The 25,415-nt window shown below is 53.1% G+C and carries 21 protein-coding genes; 10 read left to right on the forward strand and 11 right to left on the reverse strand.

What is annotated here, in order from left to right; all coding sequences use genetic code 11:
- The first annotated feature begins 168 nt into the window (after positions 1-168).
- Both cysS and M975_RS02445 read left to right on the forward strand, forming a co-directional pair.
- Positions 169-1,557, forward strand: a complete 1,389-nt coding sequence (gene cysS / locus M975_RS02440) for a cysteine--tRNA ligase (protein ID WP_064557119.1) — start codon at positions 169-171, stop codon at positions 1,555-1,557.
- 89 nt (positions 1,558-1,646) lie between these two features.
- The gene (locus M975_RS02445) at positions 1,647-2,309 is read left to right on the forward strand and encodes a helix-turn-helix domain-containing protein (RefSeq protein WP_083967827.1); all 663 of its coding nucleotides are present in this window, start codon (positions 1,647-1,649) and stop codon (positions 2,307-2,309) included.
- A gap of 48 nt (positions 2,310-2,357) precedes the next feature.
- On the opposite strand, the gene ahpF is transcribed toward M975_RS02445, so the two are convergent.
- Positions 2,358-3,917 (reverse strand): alkyl hydroperoxide reductase subunit F, encoded by a 1,560-nt coding sequence (gene ahpF / locus M975_RS02450; protein WP_064557121.1) that lies wholly within the window; start codon positions 3,915-3,917, stop codon positions 2,358-2,360.
- Between the two features lie 96 nt (positions 3,918-4,013).
- Positions 4,014-4,577 (reverse strand): alkyl hydroperoxide reductase subunit C, encoded by a 564-nt coding sequence (gene ahpC, locus M975_RS02455; protein ID WP_064557122.1) that lies wholly within the window; start codon positions 4,575-4,577, stop codon positions 4,014-4,016.
- 430 nt (positions 4,578-5,007) lie between these two features.
- Between ahpC and opgB the strand changes: the two genes are divergently transcribed.
- Complete coding sequence (opgB, locus tag M975_RS02460) at positions 5,008-7,323, forward strand: phosphatidylglycerol--membrane-oligosaccharide glycerophosphotransferase (RefSeq protein WP_064557123.1); 2,316 nt, start codon at positions 5,008-5,010, stop codon at positions 7,321-7,323.
- A 75-nt stretch (positions 7,324-7,398) separates the two neighbouring features.
- Here opgB and M975_RS02465 read toward each other — a convergent pair whose 3' ends face one another.
- Entirely contained in the window at positions 7,399-8,559 is a 1,161-nt protein-coding gene (locus tag M975_RS02465) for a pyridoxal phosphate-dependent aminotransferase (RefSeq protein ID WP_064557124.1), read from the reverse strand.
- Between the two features lie 139 nt (positions 8,560-8,698).
- Between M975_RS02465 and M975_RS02470 the strand changes: the two genes are divergently transcribed.
- From M975_RS02470 to M975_RS02480, 3 genes are read left to right on the forward strand one after another with little or no spacing between them, the layout of a single operon-like run.
- The gene (locus M975_RS02470; protein WP_064557125.1) at positions 8,699-9,313 is read left to right on the forward strand and encodes a methylthioribulose 1-phosphate dehydratase; all 615 of its coding nucleotides are present in this window, start codon (positions 8,699-8,701) and stop codon (positions 9,311-9,313) included.
- On the forward strand, positions 9,310-9,999 hold the full coding sequence (gene mtnC / locus M975_RS02475; protein ID WP_064557126.1) for an acireductone synthase: 690 nt from the start codon (positions 9,310-9,312) through the stop codon (positions 9,997-9,999). Before M975_RS02470 ends, mtnC begins: the two co-directional genes overlap by 4 nt.
- Positions 9,996-10,538, forward strand: coding sequence for a 1,2-dihydroxy-3-keto-5-methylthiopentene dioxygenase (locus M975_RS02480; protein ID WP_064557127.1), 543 nt, complete (start codon positions 9,996-9,998; stop codon positions 10,536-10,538). Before mtnC ends, M975_RS02480 begins: the two co-directional genes overlap by 4 nt.
- 44 nt (positions 10,539-10,582) lie before the next feature.
- Here the strand turns inward: M975_RS02480 and mtnA are convergent, their stop codons facing one another.
- Positions 10,583-11,605 (reverse strand): S-methyl-5-thioribose-1-phosphate isomerase, encoded by a 1,023-nt coding sequence (gene mtnA / locus M975_RS02485; RefSeq protein ID WP_064557128.1) that lies wholly within the window; start codon positions 11,603-11,605, stop codon positions 10,583-10,585.
- Positions 11,606-11,712: 107 nt separating this feature from the next.
- Here mtnA and mtnK point away from each other — a divergent pair, with 107 nt between their 5' ends.
- Entirely contained in the window at positions 11,713-12,912 is a 1,200-nt protein-coding gene (mtnK, locus tag M975_RS02490; RefSeq protein WP_064557129.1) for an S-methyl-5-thioribose kinase, read from the forward strand.
- Between the two features lie 53 nt (positions 12,913-12,965).
- Here mtnK and M975_RS02495 read toward each other — a convergent pair whose 3' ends face one another.
- Genes M975_RS02495 through M975_RS02510 form a run of 4 tightly spaced genes read right to left on the reverse strand, consistent with a single transcriptional unit; the run spans position 12,966 to position 17,803 of the window.
- The gene (locus tag M975_RS02495) at positions 12,966-14,204 is read right to left on the reverse strand and encodes an LVIVD repeat-containing protein (protein WP_064557130.1); all 1,239 of its coding nucleotides are present in this window, start codon (positions 14,202-14,204) and stop codon (positions 12,966-12,968) included.
- 9 nt (positions 14,205-14,213) lie between these two features.
- On the reverse strand, positions 14,214-15,284 hold the full coding sequence (locus tag M975_RS02500) for a sugar ABC transporter substrate-binding protein (RefSeq protein WP_064557131.1): 1,071 nt from the start codon (positions 15,282-15,284) through the stop codon (positions 14,214-14,216).
- A gap of 24 nt (positions 15,285-15,308) precedes the next feature.
- A complete protein-coding gene (locus M975_RS02505) occupies positions 15,309-16,301 on the reverse strand; it encodes an ABC transporter permease (RefSeq protein ID WP_064557132.1) in 993 nt (330 codons plus the stop codon).
- Positions 16,298-17,803 (reverse strand): sugar ABC transporter ATP-binding protein, encoded by a 1,506-nt coding sequence (locus tag M975_RS02510; protein ID WP_064557133.1) that lies wholly within the window; start codon positions 17,801-17,803, stop codon positions 16,298-16,300. The genes M975_RS02505 and M975_RS02510 overlap by 4 nt, the downstream gene beginning before the upstream one ends.
- Positions 17,804-17,991: 188 nt before the next feature.
- Between M975_RS02510 and M975_RS02515 the strand changes: the two genes are divergently transcribed.
- Positions 17,992-19,071, forward strand: a complete 1,080-nt coding sequence (locus M975_RS02515) for an oxidoreductase (RefSeq protein ID WP_064557134.1) — start codon at positions 17,992-17,994, stop codon at positions 19,069-19,071.
- An 87-nt stretch (positions 19,072-19,158) separates the two neighbouring features.
- Here the strand turns inward: M975_RS02515 and gdhA are convergent, their stop codons facing one another.
- The 3 genes from gdhA to M975_RS02530 form a co-directional block, all read right to left on the reverse strand.
- The gene (gene gdhA, locus M975_RS02520; RefSeq protein WP_064557135.1) at positions 19,159-20,502 is read right to left on the reverse strand and encodes an NADP-specific glutamate dehydrogenase; all 1,344 of its coding nucleotides are present in this window, start codon (positions 20,500-20,502) and stop codon (positions 19,159-19,161) included.
- Positions 20,503-20,605: 103 nt separating this feature from the next.
- Complete coding sequence (gene entD / locus M975_RS02525) at positions 20,606-21,280, reverse strand: enterobactin synthase subunit EntD (RefSeq protein ID WP_064557136.1); 675 nt, start codon at positions 21,278-21,280, stop codon at positions 20,606-20,608.
- A gap of 105 nt (positions 21,281-21,385) precedes the next feature.
- Positions 21,386-23,665, reverse strand: coding sequence for a TonB-dependent siderophore receptor (locus tag M975_RS02530; protein WP_064557648.1), 2,280 nt, complete (start codon positions 23,663-23,665; stop codon positions 21,386-21,388).
- Between the two features lie 279 nt (positions 23,666-23,944).
- On the opposite strand from M975_RS02530, the gene fes reads away from it, so the two are divergent.
- Both fes and M975_RS02540 read left to right on the forward strand, forming a co-directional pair.
- Positions 23,945-25,159, forward strand: coding sequence for an enterochelin esterase (gene fes, locus M975_RS02535; protein WP_064557137.1), 1,215 nt, complete (start codon positions 23,945-23,947; stop codon positions 25,157-25,159).
- 15 nt (positions 25,160-25,174) lie between these two features.
- Positions 25,175-25,396 carry an MbtH family protein gene (locus tag M975_RS02540; protein WP_064557138.1) on the forward strand — a complete coding sequence of 74 codons (222 nt, stop codon included), beginning with the start codon at positions 25,175-25,177 and terminating at the stop codon, positions 25,394-25,396.
- The last annotated feature ends 19 nt before the right edge of the window (positions 25,397-25,415 follow it).

The raw sequence follows: 25,415 nt of genomic DNA on the forward strand, positions 1-25,415 counted from the left end.
TCCTATATTAGTCAGACAGTGTTCGGGCAGACGGTGCCGCGACACAAGGTGGTTGTTATAGCATAACTGCACATGATCATCACCTTGCAAAGCGTGCTGCTTCCGTGTGAAATTTTGATGTAACATATAGCCTAATTTTGAAATCACACGCTTACATGGAATCCCCTGATGTTAAAAATCTTCAATACAATGAGTCGCCAAAAAGAGGAATTCAAACCTATTCATGCCGGAGAAGTTGGCATGTACGTGTGTGGTATCACCGTTTACGATTTGTGTCATATCGGCCATGGCCGTACTTTTGTTGCCTTTGATGTGGTCGCGCGTTACCTGCGCTTTATCGGCTATAAGCTGAAGTATGTGCGCAACATTACCGACATCGACGATAAAATCATCAAACGCGCCAATGAAAACGGCGAAGATTTTGTTGCGCTCGTAGACCGCATGGTTGCCGAAATGCACACCGATTTCGACGCGCTGAATATTTTGCGCCCGGACAGCGAGCCACGCGCCACCAAACATATTCCGGACATCATCGAAATTGTTGAACAGCTTATCGCGCGTAATCACGCTTATGTTGCCAGCAATGGCGATGTGATGTTCTGGGTCGAAAGCGATGCCGATTACGGCAAACTTTCTCGCCAGGACCTGGAGCAACTGCAAGCCGGTGCCCGTGTTGAAGTAGAAGCGAACGTTAAGCGCAACCCGATGGATTTCGTGCTGTGGAAAATGTCGAAACCAGGCGAGCCAAGCTGGTCATCCCCGTGGGGCGAAGGTCGTCCAGGCTGGCACATCGAATGTTCTGCCATGAACTGCAAGCAGCTTGGTAACCATTTTGATATTCATGGTGGCGGTTCAGACCTGATGTTCCCGCACCACGAAAACGAAATCGCGCAGTCCACCTGTGCGCACGGCGGCGAATACGTTAACACCTGGATGCACTCCGGGATGGTGATGGTTGACCGTGAAAAAATGTCCAAATCACTGGGCAACTTCTTCACCGTGCGTGAGGTGCTTAAGTATTACGATGCCGAAACCATTCGCTACTTCCTGATGTCCGGCCACTATCGTAGCCAACTGAACTACAGCGAAGAGAACCTGAAACAGGCGCGTACTTCGCTTGAGCGTTTGTACACCGCACTGCGTGGCACCGACGGCAGCGTTCAGCCTGCGGGCGGCGAAGCCTTTGAAGCTCGTTTCCGTGAAGCGATGGACGATGATTTCAATACGCCGGAAGCCTACTCTGTGCTGTTTGATATGGCGCGTGAAGTGAACCGCCTGAAAACTGAGGATTTGGTTGCAGCAAATAGCCTCGCGGCTGCGCTGCGCCAGCTTTCTGGTGTTCTGGGTTTACTGGAACAAGATCCAGAAGCATTCCTGCAAGGTGGTGCACAGTCTGACGACGGTGAAGTGGCTGAGATCGAAGCGCTCATCAAACAGCGTAACGATGCCCGTCAGTCAAAAGACTGGGCGCTGGCGGATCAGGCTCGTGATCGCTTGAATGAAATGGGCATTGTGCTGGAAGATGGCGCGCAAGGGACAACCTGGCGTCGCAAATAGCCATTTAGAATCAATAGTAAAAAAGCAGCTCAGGCTGCTTTTTTTTATGCGCTATTATATTGGTGACACGAATGAGAAAGGGTTGATTCATGGTCACTATAAATGATGGATGCAGTGATAATTCGGTCTTCCCTCATGCTTCCTCCCGGCCAACAGCCGAGTTAATGGAATTGCAGGACGCGCTTTCAACGCTGGGAAGTGTGCAAACATTTCATGTGCAGGATGAAATTCATGCGACCCGAGAAAATGAAAAGTCACTTTTTCTTTTCACCGAAGGAAATTTCACCTGTATCCGCGCAAGCGATGGTTTAGTCATTAGTTCAATTCACGCCCCCATGATTTATGGCATCGCCGAGTGTTTACGGCCACGGGGAGGCTGGTTTCTGAAAGCACAAGAATTATGCCAGGGGCGGGTTATTCCGGCATCTCAAGCCTTTGAAATGTTCACTGAAAAACAGCTGTGGCAATCTGTTGCTATCACGCTTTCCTGGTATATTCAGGTCGTGACTTACCGCGAAGAGCATCTGATTGGTGTGACGGCTTACGTCATGGTACGCAATAAACTGCTCGAGTTGAATTTGCTGGCACCTGAAACTCGCGCTAACGTGAATGTGGCCGACTACATTCAGGAACGCACGCAGCTTGCACACAGCACTATCATGGCGATTCTTGGCGAGTTAAGACGCGGAGATTACGTTGAGATTAAGCGTGGGAGGCTGATGGGTATTAAGCATTTGCCTAAAGAGTATTAAAAAAATGGCCCGTCAGATGACAGGCCATTTTTAAGATGAATATCAGTCTTACGAGTTGCGAATCAAATAATCAAATGCGCTTAGAGAGGCTTTCGCGCCTTCGCCTGTAGCGATGATAATTTGCTTGTACGGCACGGTAGTGCAATCGCCCGCGGCAAACACGCCTTTCACGGTTGTCTCGCACTTCGCATCAATAATGATTTCACCCATGCGGTTGCGTTCAACGCTGCCTTCCAGCCAGTTGGTGTTCGGCAATAGACCGATTTGCACGAAAATACCTGCCAGTTCAATCTGATGCACGCTTTCAGTCACGCGGTCTTTATACTGCAATCCGGTCACTTTGCTGCCATCGCCTTTCACTTCCAGCGTCTGCGCGTTCAAAATAATATCGACATTTTTCAGGCTGCGGAGTTTCTTCTGCAGGACCTGGTCGGCTTTCATTTCTGGGGCAAATTCCAGCAGGGTAACGTGTTCAACAAGACCCGCCAGGTCAATCGCCGCTTCCACGCCGGAGTTACCGCCGCCAATCACCGCTACGCGTTTGCCTTTAAACAGCGGGCCGTCGCAGTGCGGGCAATAAGTCACGCCTTTGGTACGGTACTGTTCTTCGCCAGGCACGTTCATATTGCGCCATTTTGCACCCGTCGCAATGATAATGCTGCGTGCGCTCAGGGTGGCGCCGGAAGCCGTTTGAATCTGATGTAAGCCGCCTTCGGTTTTCGCCGGGATAAGCTTGCTGGCACTTTGGGTGTCGATAACATCCACGTCGTAATCATCAACGTGTGCTTTCAGTGCCCCAGCCAGTTTCTGGCCTTCCGTTTTTGGTACGGAAATATAGTTTTCGATATCAACAGTATCTAAAACCTGGCCGCCAAAACGCTCGCCCATCAAACCGGTGCGAATGCCTTTACGTGCCGAGTAAACCGCTGCTGCAGCCCCCGCAGGGCCGCTACCGACAATCAGCACATCGTAAGCATCGCGTTTGTTCAGCGCTTCGGCCGCACGTTTTTCAGCACCGGTATCAATTTTACCGACGATTTCAGCTAACGTCATGCGGCCCTGGCCGAACTCTTTACCGTTGAGGAACACCGCAGGCACGCCCATCACGTTGCGATCCGTAATCTCATTCTGGTAAACGCCACCGTCAATTGCCGTGTGGCTGATGCGCGGGTTTAGCACCGCCATCAAGTTTAGCGCCTGCACCACGTCCGGGCAGTTGTGGCACGAAAGCGAGTAATAGGTTTCAAAATGGAAATCGCCGTCGATTTCACGGATCTGCTCAAGCAAATCTTGCGACTCTTTCGACGGATGTCCCCCGGTTTGCAGCAAAGCCAAAACCAGAGAAGTAAATTCATGGCCGAGTGGGGAACCCGCAAAGCGTGGGCCTTTATCGGAACCTGGGTTGGTAATCAAAAACGACGGTTTGCGCACCGGCAAGTCGTTATTAATGTTGAAGGAAACTTTCTCAGATAACTCAGCAATTTCTGCCAGCAGTTCCTTTATCTCGGCTGATTTTGCACTGTCGTCCAGCGTGGCAATCAACTCAACAGGTTTAGTTAAGCGCTCAAGGTAGGCCTTGAGTTGGGTTTTCATGTTGTTGTCGAGCATTTAAATCTCCCTGATGGCGAGAATAACCAGGGTGGACAGGCTTGCGCGCTGCCCACCGCTGAGTTAGTTATTGCAGGTGTTCATTGTCTTATTTTTTTAGATCTTACCGACCAGGTCTAAAGATGGAGAAAGCGTTGCTTCACCTTCTTTCCATTTAGCCGGGCAAACTTCACCTGGGTGAGATGCCACATATTGAGCCGCTTTCACTTTACGCAGCAGATCAGAGGCGTCACGGCCAATACCTTCAGCAGTCACTTCGATAGCCTGAATGATGCCCTGTGGGTCAACAATAAAGGTACCGCGATCCGCCAGGCCTTCGTCTTCACGCATGTTTTCGAAGTTACGAGTCAGTGCGCCAGTTGGGTCACCGATCATTGCGTATTTGATTTTCGCGATGGTGTCAGAGCTGCTGTGCCACGCTTTGTGAGTGAAATGGGTGTCCGTGGAAACAGAATAGATATCCACGCCCAGTTTCTGGAATTCGTCGTAATGGTCAGCAACATCGCCCAGTTCAGTTGGGCAAACAAAAGTGAAGTCAGCTGGGTAGAAGAAGAAAACGCTCCAGCGACCTTCTACATCCTTTTCGGTAACTTCAATGAATTCACCGTTTTTAAAAGCGCTGTTTTTGAATGGTTTGATTTTTGTATTAATTAAAGACATCTGTACTTCCTCCGTTTTGCGATGGGAGAAAGGTACCGAATAATTGCGTCTGGCTCTAATGGGTAAGCTGTATCGAATTGATAAGTTTTACCTAACAACTTAATTAATACCCGGAATGTTCTGCCTCTACGGATATAAAAAAAAGCCACCCGTTGCGGGGTGGCTTCTCATGTTGCGCGTTACAATTCCACTTTAAAAAATCATAACAGCGGCGGGATTAAATCATTGATGTAGCGGATGGGTCAATCCGCGCAACCCTTGTATTAACGATGGTTCTGATAGCTATTTGCTATTGATTCCCCCTGTACCCTTACTTTTAGCGGGTACAATTCCGAAATGCAGCACACTTTCATGTCAGAGAAATTGCAGGACTGTGACAACAACGCTAGATTTAGCGGTCAGTAGTGACTGGGTTCAGTTTTGCGCACTTATGCGCATCTATTTCGAGGGTCAGGCGTTGTCGGAAATGCTTTCAATTGTGTTGTTTGTCGCAGCCATTGCCGTGTACGCCGTAAAAGCAGGTCGTAACGTCTGGTGGTTTATCGCCATCCTTCTGATTCTGGGGCTGTATATTGTCCTGAACGTCACCTTTGTTGCCAGTAACTACTTTACCGGCGACGGGATTAACGACGCCGTGCTTTACACGCTAACCAGCAGCCTGACTGGCGCCGGGATTGGCAAATACATACTGCCGGGTGTGGGCGTGTTTGTCGCGCTGGTGGCCGTTTTCAGCGGCCTGACCTGGATTTTACGCCGTCGTAAAAACTACCCTCACCATTTTGGCTATAGCCTGTTGGCACTCATGCTGGCGATGGGTTCTGTGGATGCGTCACCCGCATTCCGCCAGGTCGCTGAGCTGGTAAAATCGCAAACTCGTTCCGGCGATTCTGATTTTGATGTTTATTACAAAGTCCCGCAGGGGAGTATTAAAGACCCTAAATTAAACCTGGTTTATATTTACGGTGAAAGTCTGGAACGCACTTATTTGCAGCCGGAATATTTTCCTGACTTAGCCCCGGAATTAACCGGGCTTAAAAATGAAGCAATAGATTTCAGCCATACGGTGCAATTACCGGGAACCGATTATACCATTGCCGGAATGGTCGCCTCGCAATGTGGTATTCCGTTATTTGCACCATTTGAAGGTAATTCCTCGGCTTCGATGTCGAGTTTCTTCCCGAAAAATATCTGCCTTGGCGATATCCTCAAAGCCTCGGGATATGAAAATTACTTTATGCAGGGCGCGGACTTGCGCTTTGCGGGCAAAGACATCTTTTTACAGTCTCATGGTTTCGACCATATGTACGGCGCGCAAGAGCTGAAAAGCATGGTGGCTGACCCGGAATACCGTAATAACTGGGGCTTCTACGACGATACGGTTCTGGACGAGGTGTATGAAAAGTATGTTGAACTGTCGAAAAAGAATAAACGATTCTCCCTGTTTACGCTGACCGTCGACACGCATCACCCTGACGGCTTTATTTCGAAAACCTGTAAGCGCCGCAGTTACCGTTTTGACGGTAAAGAAAACCAATCCTTCAGCGCCGTGGCTTGCAGCCAGGAACACGTTGCCGCCCTTATCGAGAAAATAAAAGCATCGCCGTATTTTAAAAATACCGTCATTGTGGTGAGTTCCGATCACCTGGCAATGAATAACACCGCGTACAAATACCTCAATCAGCATGACCGTAATAACCTGTTCTTTATTATTCGCGGTGATAAACCACAGGCCGATCTGGTGCCGGTAAAACGCAGCACGCTGGATAACGGGGCAACGGTGTTAGATGTGTTAGGCGGCGATAATTATCTTGGGCTGGGGCGCAGTAGTTTGTCCGGGCAGTCTATTGCATCGGTATTCCTTAACGTCAAAGAAAAGGTGATGGAGTGGAAACCTGATGTCATCGATCTGTGGAACTTCCCGAAAACAATTACCCAGTATGAAATTGACCAGAAGAAAAATACCTTCAGCTATTCGGGGGCGCATTTCAAAATGCCACTGTTGCTGCGTGTTCTGGATAAAAAAATAGAACCGTTGCCTGAAAGCGAATATTCAGCGCCGTTGCGTTATCAACTGGCTGACTTTAAAGAGAATGACAAATTTATCTGGGCCGACCGCTGCTTCAAAATGGCGCGTTTATGGGAACCCAACCTGGCACTTTCGACCGGGCTGTGCGTGGCTCAGGGGCAAGTGGGTGGGCAAACATCGGTGCGTTTAATTGAACAGCCGCAAGAGCAACACGCCGTTCAATTTGCGCAGCAAAATATCGACAAAGCGCAGTTTAAAAAGAATGTCGCATTGTTGAAGGTCGATGAAAATGCCATTCGTTATCAGGCCGACAGTTTTATTTTCAACGTTCCGGGTGCGCCGCAAAATGTGAAAGAGTTTAGCGGGATTTCTCGCCCGGAAGAGTGGGGCCGCTGGTCGAATGCCAACCTGGCACCGGAAGTGAAAATTGAATACGCCGAGCCGCTACCGGAGAAGTTTGATCTGGTGATTACGGCGAAAGCCTTTGGCCCGAATATCGGTAAGCCTGTGCCGGTAAAAGTGGGGAGCCAGCAGCAAACATTGGTCCTGGGTGAAGATGCCAGTACCACGACGCTGCATTTCGATAACCCTGAACGCAGCAATGTGCTGGAGATTGTTCCACCGCAACCGCAGTTATCGAATGAAGGTAATATTCTTGGCCATGAACCGCGCAAGCTGGGTATTGGGATGGAGGATATTAAGGTGGTGCCAGCGGCTTAGTTGTCGCATGGCCAGGCTTAAGGTTGTTGCAGGGTGGATAAGCGATTAGCGTTATCCACCCTTATCCATGACAACTCAAACCTTACATAAACGCTCGGCTGCCGCATCCAGCGTCGCTTCCTGCTTCGCAAAGCACAGGCGAATCAACTTATGCGGGAACGGATCGGCGCAGAACACCGAAAGCGGAATAGCCGCCACGCCAACTTCTTTTGTCAGCCACTGGCAGAAAGTCACATCATCCGCATCGGAAATCGCGCTGTAATCTGCCAACAGGAAATAGGTACCTTCGCATGGCAGTATTTCGAAACGGCTGTCTGCCAGCGCCTGAATAAAGCGGTCGCGACGTGCCTTGTAGAATTCCGGTAACTCGCGATAGTGCTCAGGCTCGGCGCGCAGCATATCCGCAATCGCCAGTTGCGCCGGCGTGTTGACCGCGAAAGTCAGATATTGATGCACTTTACGCAGCTCGGCACTAATGGCGGCTGGCGCCACGCAATAACCCACTTTCCAACCCGTCATATGGAACGTTTTGCCAAACGACGACACGGCCACGGCGCGTTCACGCAGTTGTGGATGAGCGAGCACACTGGCATGACCTGCTTCATCAAAGCAAATGTGCTCGTAAACTTCGTCGCTCAGGACATAAATCTCTTGCTGCTTAATCGCCTGCCAGAGGGCGGCGAAATCGCTTTTGCGCCACACCGTGGCGGAAGGATTATGCGGCGTATTGAGGATCACCAGGCGCGTGCGTGGGCTGAGCTGCGTGGCGAACGCTTCCCAGTCAACGCGAAAAGAGGGCGGCTGGAGGACGATTCGTTTGAGAATGCCACCTGAAAGCGTCACCGCCGGCGCATAGCTATCGTAGCTTGGGTCGAAACAAATCACCTCATCGCCAGGACGAACCAGCGCAGTAATGGCCGCGTATAAGGCTTCGGTTGCCCCAGCCGTCACGGTGATATCACTGTTGGCATCCGGTTTATAGGCATAAAGCTCGGCGGTTTTCTCTGCAATAGCTTCACGCAGTGGCTGCACGCCAGTCATCGGCGCGTACTGGTTAGCCCCGTTTGCCACGTGAAACGCGAGGCGCTCCTGCAAATAGCGCGGCCCGTCGAAGTCCGGGAATCCCTGCGACAAGTTAATGGCCTGATGCTGCTGCGCAAGCTGGCTCATCTGGGTGAAAATGGTGATGCCGAGGGCAGGCAATTTGCTCTCGGGAATCAAGGTTTTTTGCGTCATTGTGATACGACCTTTGATGTCACGGCTGTATTCCTTATGTTGCTGGACTATAACGTCGATGTTAATATTTGGCAATCAAGACGCTTAGACGTCTAAACCATAAAGATATAACAACATCGCACCCGCATTCAGGAGGGGTATGAAAGCACATCTGCAACTCGCCGAACTCGTGGCGACCTGCCACTGGATAGGCGCGAAAGGTTGGGCACCGGCAACCGGCGGCAATATGTCGGTGCGGGAAGACGAGATTCACTGCCTGCTCAGCGCATCCGGCAAAGACAAAGGTAGCCTGACGGTGGACGACTTTATTCAGGTTGAGATTGCCAGTAATCGCGCACCCTCGGGCCGCAAACCCTCGGCAGAAACCGCTTTGCATACTCTGATTTATCGCCTGTTCCCTGACGCGGGGGCGGTTCTGCATACCCATACCGTTAATTCGACGGTGCTCTCGCGAGTGGAAAAATCAGACTCACTGGTGCTACGTGGTTACGAGATGCAAAAGTCCCTGACCGGCCAGACCACGCATCTGGATGCGCTACCGATTGCGATTTTCGACAACGAGCAGGATATCGACAAACTCGCCCGCCGTATTGAGCACTTTGCTACGGAAACGCCCCTCCGTTACGGTTTTTTGCTGCGCGGACACGGCCTGACCTGCTGGGGCAAAGATGTCGCTCAAGCCCGTCAGCACCTTGAAGGGCTGGAGTTTTTATTTGAATGCGAAATGAATTTACGCTTGCTGGAGAGAACATGATCCGCGCCATTATCACCGACATCGAAGGCACCACCAGCGACATCCGCTTCGTGCATAACATTCTTTTCCCGTTTGCCCGTGAACGGCTGGCGGGATTTGTGCGCGAGCATCAGCAACAAGCACATATTCAGGCGATCATGGTCGATCTGCGTACGGAGATCGAAGAGCCGCAGGCCGATACCGAACGGCTGATCGAGATCCTGTTTAGCTTTATGGACCAGGATCGTAAATCCACCGCTTTAAAAGCACTTCAGGGCGAAATCTGGCGAGATGGCTACGTAAACGGCGATTTTACCGGGCATCTTTATCCAGACGTTCTACCTGTTTTTAACGCCTGGCAGCAGCAGGGCATTGCGCTGTATGTATATTCCTCAGGCTCAGTAGCTGCGCAGAAATTGTTATTTGGCTACAGCGATGCAGGTGATTTAACCTCGCGGTTCAGCGGCTATTTTGACACCCACGTTGGGGCGAAACGCGACGTGCAGTCCTATCGCAATATCGCCGCTCAAATTGGCAAGCCTGCGAATGAGCTTTTATTCCTGTCTGATATCCGACAGGAGCTGGATGCCGCGCAGCAGGCGGGCTGGAACACCGTGCAGTTAATTCGTGGCGAGGAGGACACCGACAGTGTTCACCGTCAGGTTAACCGTTTTGACGAGATAAACCTGGAGCAATTTCCCTCATGAGCGCATTGACCATTTTTACCGACACCGAATCCCGCGAGCCGGTGTGGCACAGCACCGATGCTGAGGCTATCCGCGAGCAGTTGAACGCGAAAGATGTGCGTTTTGAACGCTGGGAAGCTAACCGCGATTTAGGCCAGAACCCGGAGCCGCAAACGGTGCTGGAAGCCTATCAGCACGCCATCGACAAGCTGGTGGCGCAGAAAGGCTATCAAAGCTGGGATGTGATAAGCATACGTGCGGATAACCCGCAAAAAGAGGTGATGCGCGGTAAGTTTCTCTCCGAGCATACGCACGGCGAAGATGAAGTGCGTTTCTTTGTGGAAGGTGCCGGTCTGTTCTGCTTGCATCTGGACGGCAAGATTTACCAGATCCTGTGTGAGAAAAATGATCTGATTTCAGTACCAGCCGGGACACCGCACTGGTTTGATATGGGCTCGCAGCCGCATTTCACCGCCATTCGTATTTTCGATAATCCGGAAGGGTGGATTGCGAACTTTACCGGTGATTCGATTGCGGATGCTTATCCGAAGTTGCCTTAAGTGAATAGTCGGGTGGATAAGCGTAAGCGCCATCCACCATAAAACTATCTGCGTTTAAATACACCATCCCGAACCTGCTCAGGCGTCACCACGCCGGAATCCAACACCCAGCCGCTGATAAGTTCGGCAGGGGTCACATCGAATGCCGGGTTATAAACCGCTGCATTTTCTGGTGCCCACTGCACCGCGCCAAAACTGCCTGCCACACCAGTGACTTCACTGGCAGCGCGCTGCTCGATAGGAATGGCTTCACCGTTCGGGCAATGAGTATCCAGCGTGGTTTGCGGGGCGGCAACGTAGAACGGAATACCGTGATAGTTCGCCAGCACCGCCAGGCTATAGGTACCAATTTTGTTTGCCACGTCACCGTTGGCAGCGATTCGGTCCGCACCCACCCACACCGCATCGACCTGTGTTTTCGCCATCAGGCTTGCCGCCATGGAGTCGCAAATCAGCTGGTAGGGGATACCCAGCTCGCCCAACTCCCATGCTGTTAAACGACCACCTTGTAACAGTGGGCGCGTTTCATCCACCCACACATTAGCCACGTTGCCCTGCTCAAAAGCCCGGCGAATCACGCCAATGGCGGTGCCGACGCCCGCTGTCGCCAGCCCACCAGTGTTGCAGTGGGTGAGCAGGCGGCTGTCAGGTTTAACCAGCGCGCTTCCGGCTATCGCTATCTTTTCACAGAGAATTTTGTCTTCTTCCACCAGACGCAGCGCTTCAACGCTCAGGGCGTCGACGACGTTATCTGCCGCCAGGGCAAGCTTCATGCGATCCAGATTGTTCATCAGGTTGACGGCTGTCGGACGTGACGCCCGAAGGATCTCCAGCGCCTGTCCGAGTTGGGCTCTCGGCTGACCGTTTTCGGCAAGCAGCGCCAGAAGCAGGCTGGCAGAAAGGCCGATAAGCGGCGCACCGCGCACACGCAGGGCATGAATATGGCCGGCAAGCTGGTCGACGGTATGAGCAGGCAGCCAGTTTTGCTGCTGGGGAAGCGCCTGCTGGTCAAGGATCCACAATTGGTTATCGCGAACGTGCAGGCTGGTTGTTTTTAAATTATGCATGCGTGTTAAATCCATGTTGCGTTATTGCTTCGTATTGTGCCAACATGCCACATGGATGTATAGACGTCTGAACGGCTTATTTTACTTATTTCGAAGAGGAACCGGCAATGTCGCAATACCGCACGTTTACCGCAGCCGACGCGGTGGCTTATGCTCAAGAGTTTGGTGGCCTGGCGCATCCAGCAAGCCTGGTGGACGCGCAGGAAGTGGGCGACGGGAACCTCAACCTGGTGTTTAAAATCTTCGATACCGCAGGTATCAGCCGCATTATTGTTAAACAGGCGCTGCCTTACGTGCGCTGCGTCGGCGAGTCATGGCCGCTAACCCTTGACCGTGCCCGCCTGGAAGCGCAAACCCTGGTAGAGCATTACCAACACAGCCCGCAGCACACCGTGCAAATTCTGCATTACGACCCGGAACTGGCGGTGATGGTGATGGAAGATCTCTCCAGCCACCGCATCTGGCGTGGCGAGTTGATTAGCGGTGTTTACTACCCGCAAGCCGCGACGCAGCTGGGTGAATATCTGGCACAAACACTGTTCCACACGTCTGATTTCTATCTGCATCCTCATGAGAAAAAAGCGCAGGTTGCGCGCTTTATCAATCCAGAAATGTGCGAGATCACCGAAGATCTGTTCTTTAACGATCCGTTTATCGACCACGAGCGAAATAACTATCCTGCTGAACTGGAAGATCAGGTTGTCGCGCTGAGAAGTGACGACAACCTGAAGATTGCCGTGGCCGGGCTGAAACACCGCTTCTTCACGGCGGCAGAGGCTTTACTGCATGGCGATATCCACAGCGGCTCGATTTTTGTCGCCGAGGGCAGCCTGAAATCCATCGACGCCGAGTTCGGCTACTTTGGCCCGATTGGTTTTGATATCGGTACCGCAATCGGCAACCTGTTGCTGAATTACTGCGCTCAGCCTGGGCATTTTGGCCCACGCGATGCCGCTGCCCATCGTGAGCAACGTTTACAGGATATCCGCGAGTTGTGGCTCACTTTCGCGCAACGCTTCGAAGCGCTGGCGCGGAGCGAAACTCGCGACGTCGCGCTGGCTTATCCGGGTTATGCGAATCGCTTCCTGCAAAGTGTGTGGAAGGACGCCATCGGTTATTGCGGTACAGAGCTTATCCGTCGCACGGTGGGGATGTCCCATGTCGCGGACCTGGAAACGATTGAAGACCACGAAACGCGCGTGGCATGCACCCGCCACGCCATTGAGTTGGGTTCATTCTTGATTTTGATTGCCGGGAAGATTGAGAACGTCGAGCAGTTTATTGCCCGCGTTCGGCAGAAGGGTTAGAGCAAGGTAAAACGGTGGATGGCGCTGCGCCATCCGACAATTAACGCCTCAACTCACCCCAAATATTCAATCACCGAAAGCCCGCCGTTGTAGTCGGTGCTGTAGATAATCCCCTGGGCATCGACAAATACGTCGCAGGACTGAATTATCTGCGGACGGCCTGGGCGGGTGTCCATCATCCGTTCAGGTGCGGCGGGCACCAGCGCACCGGTTTCCACCGGACGATACGGGTTAGAGATGTCATACGCTCTGACCCCCGCATTCTGATACGTCGCGAAAATCAGCGTCGAGCTCATAAAGCTGCCGGGCCGGTTTTCATGGAGGTTATGCGGGCCGAAATGCGCGCCCTTTGCCACATAATCGATTTCATCAGGCTGCGGGAAGGTGGAGATACTGACAGGGTTTGATTTATCGCGAATATCAAACACCCAAATCAGCTTTTCGCCATCCTCCTGGTTATCCAGCACGGCTTCATCCAGCACCACCAGCAAATCCCGGTCCGGAAGCGGCAGGGCGGTATGCGTGCCGCCGCCAAACGGTGGGCTCCAGTTACGATGGCTGATGAGCTGCGGCTGGCTGCGATCGGAGACATCCAGCAGCGTCAAACCACCGTCGCGCCAGCTGGCGTAAGCGGTGTCACCACTGATAATCGCGTGATGCAGCGCGTAGCGTTTACCTTGCGGCCAGCTCGGCGTTTCACCGGCGGCAGTGTTCATGCCCGGTAACCACCAGTTGCCCGCCACCTGCGGATTTCGCGGGTCGGCAAGATCAAGGGTCAGGAAGATATAGTCGCTAAAGCCGTCGATCAGCGCTGAAACGTACGCCCAGCGTCCGCCCACATACCAGCAGCGATGGATACCGATACCATTGAGCGACAGAAAGCTGATTTCACGCGGCTTGTCCGGCGTGGAGATGTCAAAGATCCGCAGTCCGGCGCTCCAGCCTTTGTCCTGCACATCGCTGACGGTTTCGCCCACCGCGCGGGTGTAATAGACCTTTTCATCGGCAAAACGGACGTCGGCAAACAGGTCGCGGGCGTTGATCACCAGCAGCAGATCGTCATGCGCCTGGAGATGCACATTCCAGGTTCCCGGCGGGGCTGGCACAAAGCCAGCCGCTTTCGGGTTTTTAGCATCACGTACATCGACAATCGAAAATCCCTTCGAGACCATATGGCCGATGTAAGCGTAGCCGCGATGGACCATCACTTGCACGCCGTCCGGGCGACCTCCCTGGTCGCTGTGGCCGATAAGCTGCATATTGCGGCTGTATTCGGGTTGCGGAAGTGCCATTACCGATCCTTATTTTTTCGCGTTTTTCGCTTCAAGGGTGGCGAACCACGGCGCGATAAAATCTTCCGTCTGGCCCCAACCAGGGATGATTTTACCCAGTGACGCGACGTTCACCGGTCCCGGTTGGCTTGCCAGCAATGCCTGCGGAATAGCCGCGGCTTTGAAGTCGTAGGTGGCAGGGGTGGATTCACCCGCAATCTTGTTGGCAATCAGACGCACGTTTGTCGCGCCAATCAGTTTCGGATCCACCGCAACGCTCACTTTCCATGGGCTATTTGACTCACGCATCAGCTGTAAATCCTGGTTGGACACGTCGATGCTGTAGAGTTTGATTTCGGTGCGTCCGTTCTCTTGCAGCGCTTTATATGCGCCCTGGCTGAAAGCGTCCCAGGTGCCCCAGATTGCATCGATTTTGCCTTTCGGGTATTTCGCCAGCACCGCACCGACTTTGTTGGCGGTGTCTCCCTGCACGTCGCTTGATACTGCGCCGATGGACTCCAGCTCTTTAATGCCAGGGTTAGCTTTGAGCAATTCCTGGTAAGCGGTCTGGCGGCGTTCCATTGGCGGGAACCCGGCCACCCACAACTTGATGATGTTGGCTTTGCCGTTGAAATCTTTCACTAACTGCCCGAAAGAGAGGTTGGTCAGCGAGGAGTCATCCTGTTGCGTCACGGTCACGCCCGGGATGGTGCCGTTCACGGCGGTATCGAACACCGCGACTTTAATCCCCGCATCGACGGCTTTTTTCACCAGCTCAGTGGAGTAAGGATCGCGCCCTTGCGAGAGAATAATCCCGTCGTATTTCTGGCTGATGGCCTGGTTAACGAAGTCCTGGAATTTAGCGTCGTCGCCGTTGCTTAAGAAGGTGCTGACTTTAAAGCCCAGCTTTTTGCCTTCCTGAGCCGCGCCTGCGACAAACTGGGTGGTGTTATCGTCGGAACCCAGGTTACGGATAATGGCGATGCGAATCGGGCCATCATGGCTTGCGATGGCTTCCGGCACGGGTGCCACGGTTGCGGCCTGTCCTGGCAAAGCGGCGAGCAGGCTTAGCGCTATCAGTGAAGTGGTTATTTTTTTCATTGTGTATTCCCTGTCTGCAAGTGATTAACGTTTTTGTATGTAAGTAATCGCCAGCGCTGTTGCCAGCACCAGACCTTTAATAATGTCCATGGCGTAGTAAGGCACGGAGAGCATCACCAGCCCGTTTTGCAGTACCCCGAGGATCACCGCGCCGACCAGCGTGCCCAGCGCATTGGGTTTACCGGAACCCGCCAGCGAAAAACCAATCCATGCAGCTGCCACGGCGTCCATCAGATAACCGCCCCCAGCGTTAACCTGTGAAGAACCGATACGCGAGGCCAGCAGGATGCCGCCTAAACCTGCCAGCAACGACGCCAGCACATAAGCCGCCACGCGATAGCGCGTAGTGCGAATGCCTGACAGGCGCGCCGCCTCCGGATTACCACCAATGGCGTACATCCGGCGACCATGTTTGGTCAGCGAAAGGGCCAGCTGCGCCACAATGGTGACCGCCAACATAATAATGACGATGGTCGGTACCTGGCCGAGCAGACCAAACGCCGCCGGGATCGTGCCTTCCGCCATGTCGCCGCTCGGCAGCACCATATTTTCGGTTATCGAGCCGCCGTAGCTGTAAGTCATCGCCACGCCCTGAATCACAAACAAGCTGGCGAGGGTGGCGAGCATGTCAGGAATTTTCAGAATGACGATTAAAAAGGCGTTAAACAGGCCGACGAGGGTACACAGCACCAGGGTGATAACAATCGCCTCGGTGGTGCCGAAGCCATGCCAGACAAACAGGGAAATCACCAGCGCGTTGGCAAGTGAGGCGGTTGAACCGACGGACAAATCAAAGCCACCCACGGTGAGTGAAATCGATACGCCAATGGCAATCACCGTCACGATGGCGATAGAGCGCAGGATATTGATGATGTTATTTGGCTCGAGGAAATTCTCCGAGGCGATGCCAAATAGCGCCACCAGCGCGACCACGGTAAGCAGCATTCCCCACTTATAGAGAAACTCAAACAGCTGATGACGGCCAGATGCCGCTTTTAGGGATAATGCTTTGCTCACGCAGGTGTTCCTCCGGTGGAGTAGAGTAAAAGGGTTTCTTCGCAAGCTTCATGGCCGTCGAGTTCAGCGACGATACGACCATCCCACAGCACGCAGATCCGGTCGCACAGGCCAACCAGCTCGGCAAATTCGCCGGAGGCATAAATCACGCCTTTGCCCTGTCGGGCCAGACCGTCGATAAGGGTAAACAGATCGGTTTTGGCTTTGATGTCCACACCTTTGGTTGGCTCATCGAAGATCAGCACTTCAGCATTGCCACGCAGCCATTTACCGATCGCCACTTTTTGCTGATTACCACCTGACAGGCGACGCAGAGTTTGTGCCGGGCCGGTGGTGCGAATACCGAGACGGGCGATAACCTCTTCTGCCCAGCGCCACGCCTGACGGTGACCGAACAGACTCCAGCGTGAAAAGCTATTATCTGAGCTGATTGAGAGATTCATGCTCACCGGTTCGTCGATAAAAATGCCTTCTTTGCGACGTTCTTCCGGCACCAGCGCCAAACCGCGCAGTACGGAATCGGCAGGGTCTTTCGGCTTCCAGGCTTTGCCGTTTAGTTCGCCGCGCTGAACCTGGCTGCGGGTGGCACCAAACAGCGCTTTGCACAGCTCGGTTTTGCCTGCGCCTGCAAGGCCGGCAATGCCCAGAATTTCGCCTTTGCGTAGACGTAGCGAGATGTCGCGCAGCAGCAAATCGTCGTGTAGCCCTTCGATGTGCAGCAGCGTTTCGTCAGCCACTTTCGGACGTTTGGGCGGATAGATATCGTCTAACTGATGGCCAAGCATCTTCTCAACGATCTCTTCACCGCTCAGCGCGTTCATTGGCGCGCTTTCGATAAGTCGCCCATCACGCAATACCGTCATGCGATCGCAGATGGCTTTCAGCTCGTGAATGCGATGCGAGATGAAGACCACCGCGATGCCGTTACGCTGCAGACGCCTGACCACGTTGAACAAGTGCTCGCTTTCATTCTGATCCAGCGGGGCGGTCGGCTCATCGAGGATCAAAAAGCGGCAGTTATGCGAAAGCGCACGCGCCAGCAGGATTTGCTGCTTTTCGGCCAGCGAACACTGTTCGATGCGTTTACGGGTGTCGATGTTGACTTCCAGCAGCGACAGCGCTTCGTGAGCCTGTTTATGAATTTGCGACCAGTGGTAGAAGTGGCCTGCTTCCGAGAGCGTATCGAGCATGATGTTTTCCGCCACGCTCAGGCCTGGGATCAGCGCCACATCCACTTCCTGCTGGACGAGGTGAATGCCGAGCTGTTTCGCATCACGCGGGGTGCGAATTTCCACCTGCTCGCCATTAATCTGGATTTGTCCCAGATAATGGTCGTGCGCGCCTGAAAGCACCGCCATCAGTGTCGATTTCCCGGCCCCGTTTGTGCCGGTTAACGCATGAATCGAGCCGCCGTCCAGGGTGAAATCCACTCGGTTAAGTGCGTTGAAGCCAGCAAATGCGATGGAAATGTCCCGCATCTCAAGACGGTGATGTGTGGTCATCGTTTAGCTAGCCTTAAGGATTAATAAATTGATTTATCGACTTTTTAACGGGCAAAAGGGCGGCTAGCAACTAACCAAAAGGCATAAGATAAAGCAAAATGGTCTTAGCCGTCCGGATGTCCAGACATATCATCGTGCTAACCCCATTCCACGCGCAATAAATGAGAAGAAGAAAAAGGAACCAGACTATGACTACGACGGCGATCCGCGTTGTTACCGGCCCGGCAAACTATTACTCCCATCCGGGGGCGCTGGCCAGGCTGAACGAGTTTTATACTGATGAGCAGTTGCAAAATGCGCTGTGGATTTACGGCGAACGAGCAATCGCGGCGGCGCGTCCTTTCCTGCCTGCATGCTTTAACGCGCCAGGTGCAAAGCACATCTCTTTCGGCGGGCATTGCAGCGAAAGCGAAGTGCAAAAGCTGGTGGCCGAGGCGGGTGAAAGTCAGGTGGTGATTGGCGTTGGCGGTGGTGCACTGCTGGATACTGCGAAAGTGGTGGCGCGTCGACTGAGCGCGCCTGTAGTCGCCATACCGACCATTGCCGCAACCTGTGCCGCCTGGACGCCACTTTCCGTCTGGTACAACGATGCCGGGCAGGCGCTGCGCTTTGAGATTTTCAATAATGCAAACCATCTGGTGCTGGTTGAGCCGGAAATCATCTTACGTGCGCCGCAGGAATATCTGCTGGCAGGCATCGGCGATACGCTGGCGAAATGGTATGAAGCGGTGGTGCTAAGCCCGCAGCCAGAAACCTTGCCGTTGACGGTGCGCCTGGGGATTAACGCCGCACTGGCTATTCGCGATGTGCTGCTGGAAAGTAGCGAAACGGCGCTGGCGGATCAAAAACGGGGCGAACTGACGCAGGTTTTTCTTGATGTAGTGGACGCGATTATTGCCGGTGGCGGGATGGTTGGCGGGCTTGGCGAACGTTATACGCGGGTGGCGGCAGCCCATGCGGTGCACAATGGTTTAACCACGTTGCCACAAACCGATCGTTTCCTGCATGGTACTAAAGTGGCTTACGGCATTCTGGTGCAGAGCGCATTGCTTGGAGAGGATGACGTTCTGGCGGGGCTGGTTCAGGCCTTTAAGCGATTCAATCTCCCGACAAGCCTTGCGCAACTGGACGTGGATATTTATAACCGCCAACAGATTGATAAGGTCATTACCCGCACACTGGAAGCAGGGGAGTCGATTCATGCGCTGGCGGTGGAATTAAGTCCGCAAGTGTTGTTTGCGGCGTTTGAGCGGGTAGAGCGGTTTTAACTAATATAGCGCGGTTTTAACTAACATAGCGCGGTTTTGTAGGTCGGGTAAGCGTAGCGCCACCCGACACAAAACCATCACCCGTTCTTACAACACGCCTTGCCCTAACATCGCATCCGCCACTTTCACGAAACCGGCAATATTGGCACCGCGCACGTAATGCGTTTGCTTATCTTCGCCGCCGTAATTCACACAGGCTTCGTGAATATCGAGCATGATGTGATGCAAACGAATATCGACTTTTTCAGACTTCCAGCTCAGGCGCGCAGCGTTTTGCGCCATTTCCAGACCGGAAGTGGCCACGCCGCCTGCGTTTGCCGCTTTGCCCGGTGCGAACAACACGCCCGCATCGAGGAACAAATTGGTCGCTTCGATGGTGGTCGGCATATTCGCGCCTTCTGCCACGGCTTTCACGCCATTGGCGATAAGCGTACGTGCCGCTTCGGTATCCAGCTCGTTTTGTGTGGCACAAGGCAGCGCGATATCAACCGGTACGCTCCACGGCTGCTGCCCTTCGAGATATTGCAGGCCAAACTCTTTCGCATAATCCGCAACACGCCCGTCGCGGCTGGATTTGATCTCAGCCAGACGCGCCAGCTTCTCGGTAGTGAAACCCGCTTCATCCACGACAGTGCCGTTGGAATCCGACGCCGTTACCACGCGTGCCCCCAGCGACAATGCCTTTTCAATGGCATATTGCGCCACGTTTCCGGAACCGGAAACCGCGACACGCATCCCTTCAAAGCCCAGACCGTGGCGGCTTAGCATCGCATCCGTGAAGTAGATCAGACCATAACCGGTCGCTTCCGGGCGAATCAGACTCCCGCCAAACGACAAGCCTTTACCGGTGAACACGCAAGAAGTGTTGTTGGAGAGCTTTTTCATCATCCCGGCCATAAAGCCGACTTCACGCCCGCCCACGCCAATATCACCAGCCGGAACGTCAGTATCTGGCCCGAGGTGGCGGTACAACTCCATCATCAGCGCCTGGCAAAAACGCATGATCTCGCCTTCACTTTTGCCTTTCGGGTTAAAGTCGCTGCCGCCTTTACCTCCGCCCATCGGTAATGTGGTCAACGCATTTTTGAAGGTCTGTTCAAAGCCTAAGAATTTCAGAATGGAGAGGTTAACGGACGGGTGGAAACGCATCCCACCTTTGAATGGCCCGATAGCCGAGCTGAACTGCACGCGCCAGGCACGGTTAACCTGCACCTGATTGCTGTCATCCACCCAGGTAACACGGAACTGAATCACACGCTCCGGCTCCACCAGGCGCTCGAGCAGCGCAGAGCGGCGGTATTGTGGGTTTTGCTCGAGGAACGGCCACAGGGTGGTCATTACTTCGCGAACGGCCTGAGCAAATTCAGGCTGGTTTGGGTCGCGTTGTTGTACAGAGGTGAGGAATGATTCGAGAGAAAGCGAGTTTTCCATAGATTAAGAAGTCCTTGTTATAAGTGATGTTGTAGATGTGTTGTGTTCTTTCGAATATAACATTCACTTATTACCAGGCCGCAAGTGATTTATCTTATGCTGTTTATAACTGTATTAGCGTTATTAATTGCGCAGCGTGATTTTCCCATATCACTTTGAATTTACTTTCTTTTTTAAATGGTCCGAGTGAATGGTTGAGCGTCACAATAAGATGCTTGTCATCTATTTTTCTTATGGATGCAGCTGAAAAATCAAAATAGCGCCCAACGTGGCGAAACAAGGCTTTGAATAAACTCTCTTTGGCTGAAAAGGCCAGCGTTAATGCGTAATGAAAGGGGAGGGCGGTCGCGTACAAAACTTCTCTTTCCGCGCTATCAATTATGCCAGGGTAAATTTCCCCGGCGACATCTGGCGTAATAATTTCAGCACAATCAATGCCAATTCCCACACGCATCTGCGCTGAGTCAGCGATTACCGTTGCCAGCGCCACATTGCCGCTGTGAGTCATGCTGCCGGTAAACCCTGGCGGCCAGCAGGGTTCGCGGTGCAGGCCAATGCCCGGAATATGATGGCTTATTCCATGAAGACGCAGCGCTTCGCAGGCAGCAATCCGGCCAGCAAGATGCTCGGCTTTGCGTTGCCTGACAGCATTTTCAAGACGCGTGTGATGCGGGAGTAACAGTAGGTCATCGGGTTGAAAAGTGGCGGCGTCAAAATCCACCCGTACGATAGTTTGCGTCGTGTCAGAGAGGCTGAAATGGGTGAGCTGAGTATTCATCAGATGTTTTCTCCTTCTACCCTGGGGAGAAGGTTGTGGTGAGAGCGGTTATCGCGGCTCCCTCTCCAAAAAGGAGAGGGGCTGCATGGCGTAAGCGGAGGTCTATCAGAAATGCGTATTCAAACTGACATAGTAAGTACGACCGGATTCGTTATACGTTGCGGCACCTGCGCCATACATATAACCCGCATCACCGCCCGTGGTCTGGGCATTACCCGCACGCCAGTGGCGTTCGTCAAAGAGATTGTCGATACCCGTTGTCAGGCTGACATTCTTCGTCGCATCCCAGGTTCCGCTCAGGCCAACAATGCTGTAAGGGCTAACTTCGTTGGTTTCTGAACCCGTTGCCGGAAGGCCTTTGTAGTTGTACTTCTTCGGCTCCTGTTTGCCGTACCAGGTGAAGGTAGATTGCACAGAGATATCCTGGCGAACCTGCCAGCTCAGCGTGGAGTTGATGGTGTATTCAGGGATAACGGACAGACGCTCGCCAGTTTCCTTGTTCTTACTTTGCAGCATGTAAGTGACATTGTTGGTCCAGTTTACGCTAGTGGAAACCGGCACATTTAACGTCCCTTCCAGGCCTTCAACCACGGCTTTAGGAATGTTTTCCCACTGATAAATATCAGTTTTGGTTTTTCCCTGGCCCGTCTGGCCGATAGGCGCGTAACCGGCTTCAATTTTGTCCCGATAATCGTTACGGAACCAGGTCACGCCAGCCAGCCAGTTATCACGTTTGAACTCAAGACCGATCTCTTTGTTGATGCTGGTTTCAGCCTTAAGATCGTCATTACCCATCATGTAACAACCCACGCCGGTGCCGCTTGCGTAGCAGCCCTGACCTTTGCTGTACAGAATGTAGTTCGGGTTAGTTTGATACAGGCTTGGCGCTTTATATGCCTGGGCGATACCCATTTTCAGGGTAAAGTCGTCGCCCAAACCCTGAGACAAGTTCAGCGACGGGCTCCAGTTGTTGCCAACAATGCTGTGGTGATCAAAACGCAGGCCCGGCGTCAGCATGGTGCTGTCGGTGACCTCCATATTGTTTTCAGCAAATAACGAGAATATCTCAGCCTGTGAATATGGGCTACGGTTGGTGCTGGTCGAGCCAGGAATCGGACCGCCCATAAAGGTCTGGTTGTTCGAAGACAAATCTTTCATCTTCTGCTGGTTCCATTCGGTACCCAGCGTCAGGTTTTGATTGACCACGAAATCGATCGGAATATTCACTTCGCTGTGCAGCAGCACGTCGCTCAGGTCGATATCACTGAACTTATCGCTGGAGAAAATCCCTTCGGTCCCCCCCGCCAGCCCTTCTTGCATACGCGAGTTACGCGTGTGTTCGTACTGCACCCAGTTGCTGGTCGTCAGGCCAGTGTCCCAACCACCGTTCCAGGTCATGGAATAGCTCTGGCGATAGAGGCGGTTTGTCTCTTCACCGTAGTTATCTTTCACAATCTGGTTGGTGTTGGTGTTCTGGGTATCGCCGGAATAGAGGTTGCCCTGGCGGCTGTAACCCGCTTCCAGTTCCAGAGATTGCATCGGGGCAAAGTCCCAACGCACGACACCGTTAATATCTTTGTTAATCACACCTTCGCGCCCGGCGGGCAGAGTATCAGAGTAAATTCCGGTACGCTCGGACTGGTGACCCTGGTTGATGTCCCACGCATCGGCCTGCGTTTTATCCAGGTTACCGTACAGGCGGAAGCTGAAATCCCCGCCCAGCGGGCCGTTCAGGCTGAAGTTAGTGCGCTTGGTTGAACCTTCATCTTTGTGCTCTGGCGCATTCAGATAAGTGTTCCAGGAGCCGTGCCATTCGCCGCTACCTTTTTTGGTGATGATGTTCACTACACCACCTGCCGCACCGTTGCCGTAACGTGCTGCGGCCGGGCCACGAATAACCTCAATACGTTCAACCATTTCTGGTGGCACCCAGCTTGCATCGCCGCGTGTATCACGCTCGCCACGCCAGCCAAGTCGCACCGAATTTCGGCTGGTTACCGGTTTGCCGTCGATAAGAATCAGGGTGTTTTCCGGGCCCATGCCGCGAATATCAATCTGGCGACCGTTACCGCGCTGGCCGCTGGTGGAGTTGCCCGTCAGGTTTACGCCAGGCATGGTGCGGACAATTTCGGAAATATCACGCGCCGGAGGGCGTTTTTTGAGTTCTTCAGCGGTGATGGTCGAAACACCGGGGGCTTGCAAATTTTGCACAGCGGCGGTGACAACCAGCGTGTCTTCGTCTGCGGGGTTTTGTGTGTTGTCATTGTTGGCAGCGGTCTCAGCCGTTGCCGGTGCTGCTTGTTCTGCCGCAAAGACAGGTGAAGCGACACCGTATATTCCCAGGTTAATCAGCATAGCGAGGGAATAGTTTATTTTTTTATTCATTATGGCGGCCTGCTTTTCCACTGAACCCGGCGTCATTCCATTCCCAGAGGGATCGGGTGCAGCAATAGATTTCACGTCGTGATACCAAAATTGTCAGCAACCACCCCGAAATGAGGGAATCGTGCGTTCAAGTTCGGCAATTTATTGTTTTTGCACCAGGAAGCTGGTAGCTCAAAGCGCGGAAATACGCTATTGCAAATGCAAATAATTATCAATAGTATTATCAATATATTTCAGCTTAATTGATCGTTATCAATACTTTCATGGGGTTATGTTCGAGTGGTGAATTTGCTGACAGGAAGTGAGAGCTGGTGGCAGGAAAAACAGGCGCAAGGGATCCCCGCCGTGACCTGTGAAAATGACGGTCTGTGCGAAGTGACTTTTTTGTGGCGTGACCCACAAGGCTGCGAGAAAACCTCCCCCATAAAACGAGTCTGGATTTACATCACAGGCGTGACTGACCATCACCAACGCTCGCGTCCGCAGACGCTCGAACGCGTTCCGGGCACTGATGTCTGGCAATGGCAAACGTGCCTGACTGCCACATGGCGCGGCAGCTATTGCTACATTCCCTCGGCCAGCACAGACGATTTCCCGCCAGAGGCTTTTGAAGAGCTGGTTCCGGTTCCGATGGCGCTGCGTGAAGGCTGGCGAAAGCTGCTGCCTTGTGCGATAGCCGATCCGCTTAACTCTGAAAGCTGGGCCGGTGGGCGAGGGCACCCGATGTCAGCGCTCCATCTTCCTGATGCGCCGAAACAAGCGGGCTGGGATCAACCCGATACGCCGTTTGCCGCAGCACGTTGCATAACCTGGACGAGTTCACGCCTGAAAAATCAGCGTAACGTCTGGGTATTTGCAACGGGTGATGCACAGCCAGAACAACGCCCGATGGCGATTTTGCTCGACGGGCAATTCTGGGCCGAAAGCATGCCGGTGTGGTCTGCGCTGCAGGCTCAAACCGATGCCGGAGTATTGCCTCCCGCGGTTTACGTGCTTATTGATGTCATCGACAATTCAACGCGCAGTGCTGAACTCCCCTGTAATGCGCAGTTCTGGCTGGCGGTGCAGGAAGAGTTATTGCCGCAATTACGCTCGCTCACCCGCTGGAATGAAACCCCGCAAACCACGGTCGTCGCCGGGCAAAGTTTTGGCGGGCTTTCCTCGCTTTATGCTGCTCTCCATTGGCCGGAACAATTTGGCTGCGTGCTCAGCCAGTCTGGTTCGTACTGGTGGCCGCGTCGCGAGTCAAATCAACAAGGTGGGCAACTGATTCAACAGCTTGAAGATGGGCTGCAGTGCGACACTCCGTTACGTATTTATCTTGAGGCAGGGGTCAGAGAACCTCTCATCCATCAGGTTAATCAGCGAATTTTTCCCTTACTACAAAAAACACAGCGAGCTGTTTTCTACCGTCAGGTTGACGGTGGGCACGATGCACTTTGCTGGCGAGGCGGCCTTCTGAATGGTTTAGCCTGGTTGTGGAAAGTGCCTTAAAGATTGGAGTGAACTATGGAATTCAGTAACCCTTTCGACTCGCCGCAGAGCCGCTTTTTCATCCTTGAAAATGCCGCGAGCCAGTTCAGCTTATGGCCAGAACATTGTGCCTTGCCCGATGGCTGGCAGGTGGTTTGTGAACCCGCATCAAACGATGAGTGCAACCGCTGGCTGCTCGCCAACTGGACCCAACTTCAACCCACTTCTTTTGCGAAAGAGGGCGTGATTGGTGAGTGAATTAATGATGTCATCTGCA

It is taken from the genome of Buttiauxella brennerae ATCC 51605 (assembly GCF_001654925.1).
Lineage (GTDB): Bacteria > Pseudomonadota > Gammaproteobacteria > Enterobacterales > Enterobacteriaceae > Buttiauxella > Buttiauxella brennerae.

What these genes read in the sequence shown, in the direction of transcription:
- cysS (WP_064557119.1), top strand. Translation starts at nt 169, where the DNA reads ATGTTAAAAATCTTCAATACAATGAGTCGCCAAAAAGAGGAATTCAAA.
- M975_RS02445 (WP_083967827.1), top strand. Translation starts at nt 1,647, where the DNA reads ATGGTCACTATAAATGATGGATGCAGTGATAATTCGGTCTTCCCTCAT.
- ahpF (WP_064557121.1), bottom strand. Translation starts at nt 3,917, where the DNA reads ATGCTCGACAACAACATGAAAACCCAACTCAAGGCCTACCTTGAGCGC.
- ahpC (WP_064557122.1), bottom strand. Translation starts at nt 4,577, where the DNA reads ATGTCTTTAATTAATACAAAAATCAAACCATTCAAAAACAGCGCTTTT.
- opgB (WP_064557123.1), top strand. Translation starts at nt 5,008, where the DNA reads ATGCGCATCTATTTCGAGGGTCAGGCGTTGTCGGAAATGCTTTCAATT.
- M975_RS02465 (WP_064557124.1), bottom strand. Translation starts at nt 8,559, where the DNA reads ATGACGCAAAAAACCTTGATTCCCGAGAGCAAATTGCCTGCCCTCGGC.
- M975_RS02470 (WP_064557125.1), top strand. Translation starts at nt 8,699, where the DNA reads ATGAAAGCACATCTGCAACTCGCCGAACTCGTGGCGACCTGCCACTGG.
- mtnC (WP_064557126.1), top strand. Translation starts at nt 9,310, where the DNA reads ATGATCCGCGCCATTATCACCGACATCGAAGGCACCACCAGCGACATC.
- M975_RS02480 (WP_064557127.1), top strand. Translation starts at nt 9,996, where the DNA reads ATGAGCGCATTGACCATTTTTACCGACACCGAATCCCGCGAGCCGGTG.
- mtnA (WP_064557128.1), bottom strand. Translation starts at nt 11,605, where the DNA reads ATGCATAATTTAAAAACAACCAGCCTGCACGTTCGCGATAACCAATTG.
- mtnK (WP_064557129.1), top strand. Translation starts at nt 11,713, where the DNA reads ATGTCGCAATACCGCACGTTTACCGCAGCCGACGCGGTGGCTTATGCT.
- M975_RS02495 (WP_064557130.1), bottom strand. Translation starts at nt 14,204, where the DNA reads ATGGCACTTCCGCAACCCGAATACAGCCGCAATATGCAGCTTATCGGC.
- M975_RS02500 (WP_064557131.1), bottom strand. Translation starts at nt 15,284, where the DNA reads ATGAAAAAAATAACCACTTCACTGATAGCGCTAAGCCTGCTCGCCGCT.
- M975_RS02510 (WP_064557133.1), bottom strand. Translation starts at nt 17,803, where the DNA reads ATGACCACACATCACCGTCTTGAGATGCGGGACATTTCCATCGCATTT.
- M975_RS02515 (WP_064557134.1), top strand. Translation starts at nt 17,992, where the DNA reads ATGACTACGACGGCGATCCGCGTTGTTACCGGCCCGGCAAACTATTAC.
- gdhA (WP_064557135.1), bottom strand. Translation starts at nt 20,502, where the DNA reads ATGGAAAACTCGCTTTCTCTCGAATCATTCCTCACCTCTGTACAACAA.
- entD (WP_064557136.1), bottom strand. Translation starts at nt 21,280, where the DNA reads ATGAATACTCAGCTCACCCATTTCAGCCTCTCTGACACGACGCAAACT.
- M975_RS02530 (WP_064557648.1), bottom strand. Translation starts at nt 23,665, where the DNA reads ATGAATAAAAAAATAAACTATTCCCTCGCTATGCTGATTAACCTGGGA.
- M975_RS02540 (WP_064557138.1), top strand. Translation starts at nt 25,175, where the DNA reads ATGGAATTCAGTAACCCTTTCGACTCGCCGCAGAGCCGCTTTTTCATC.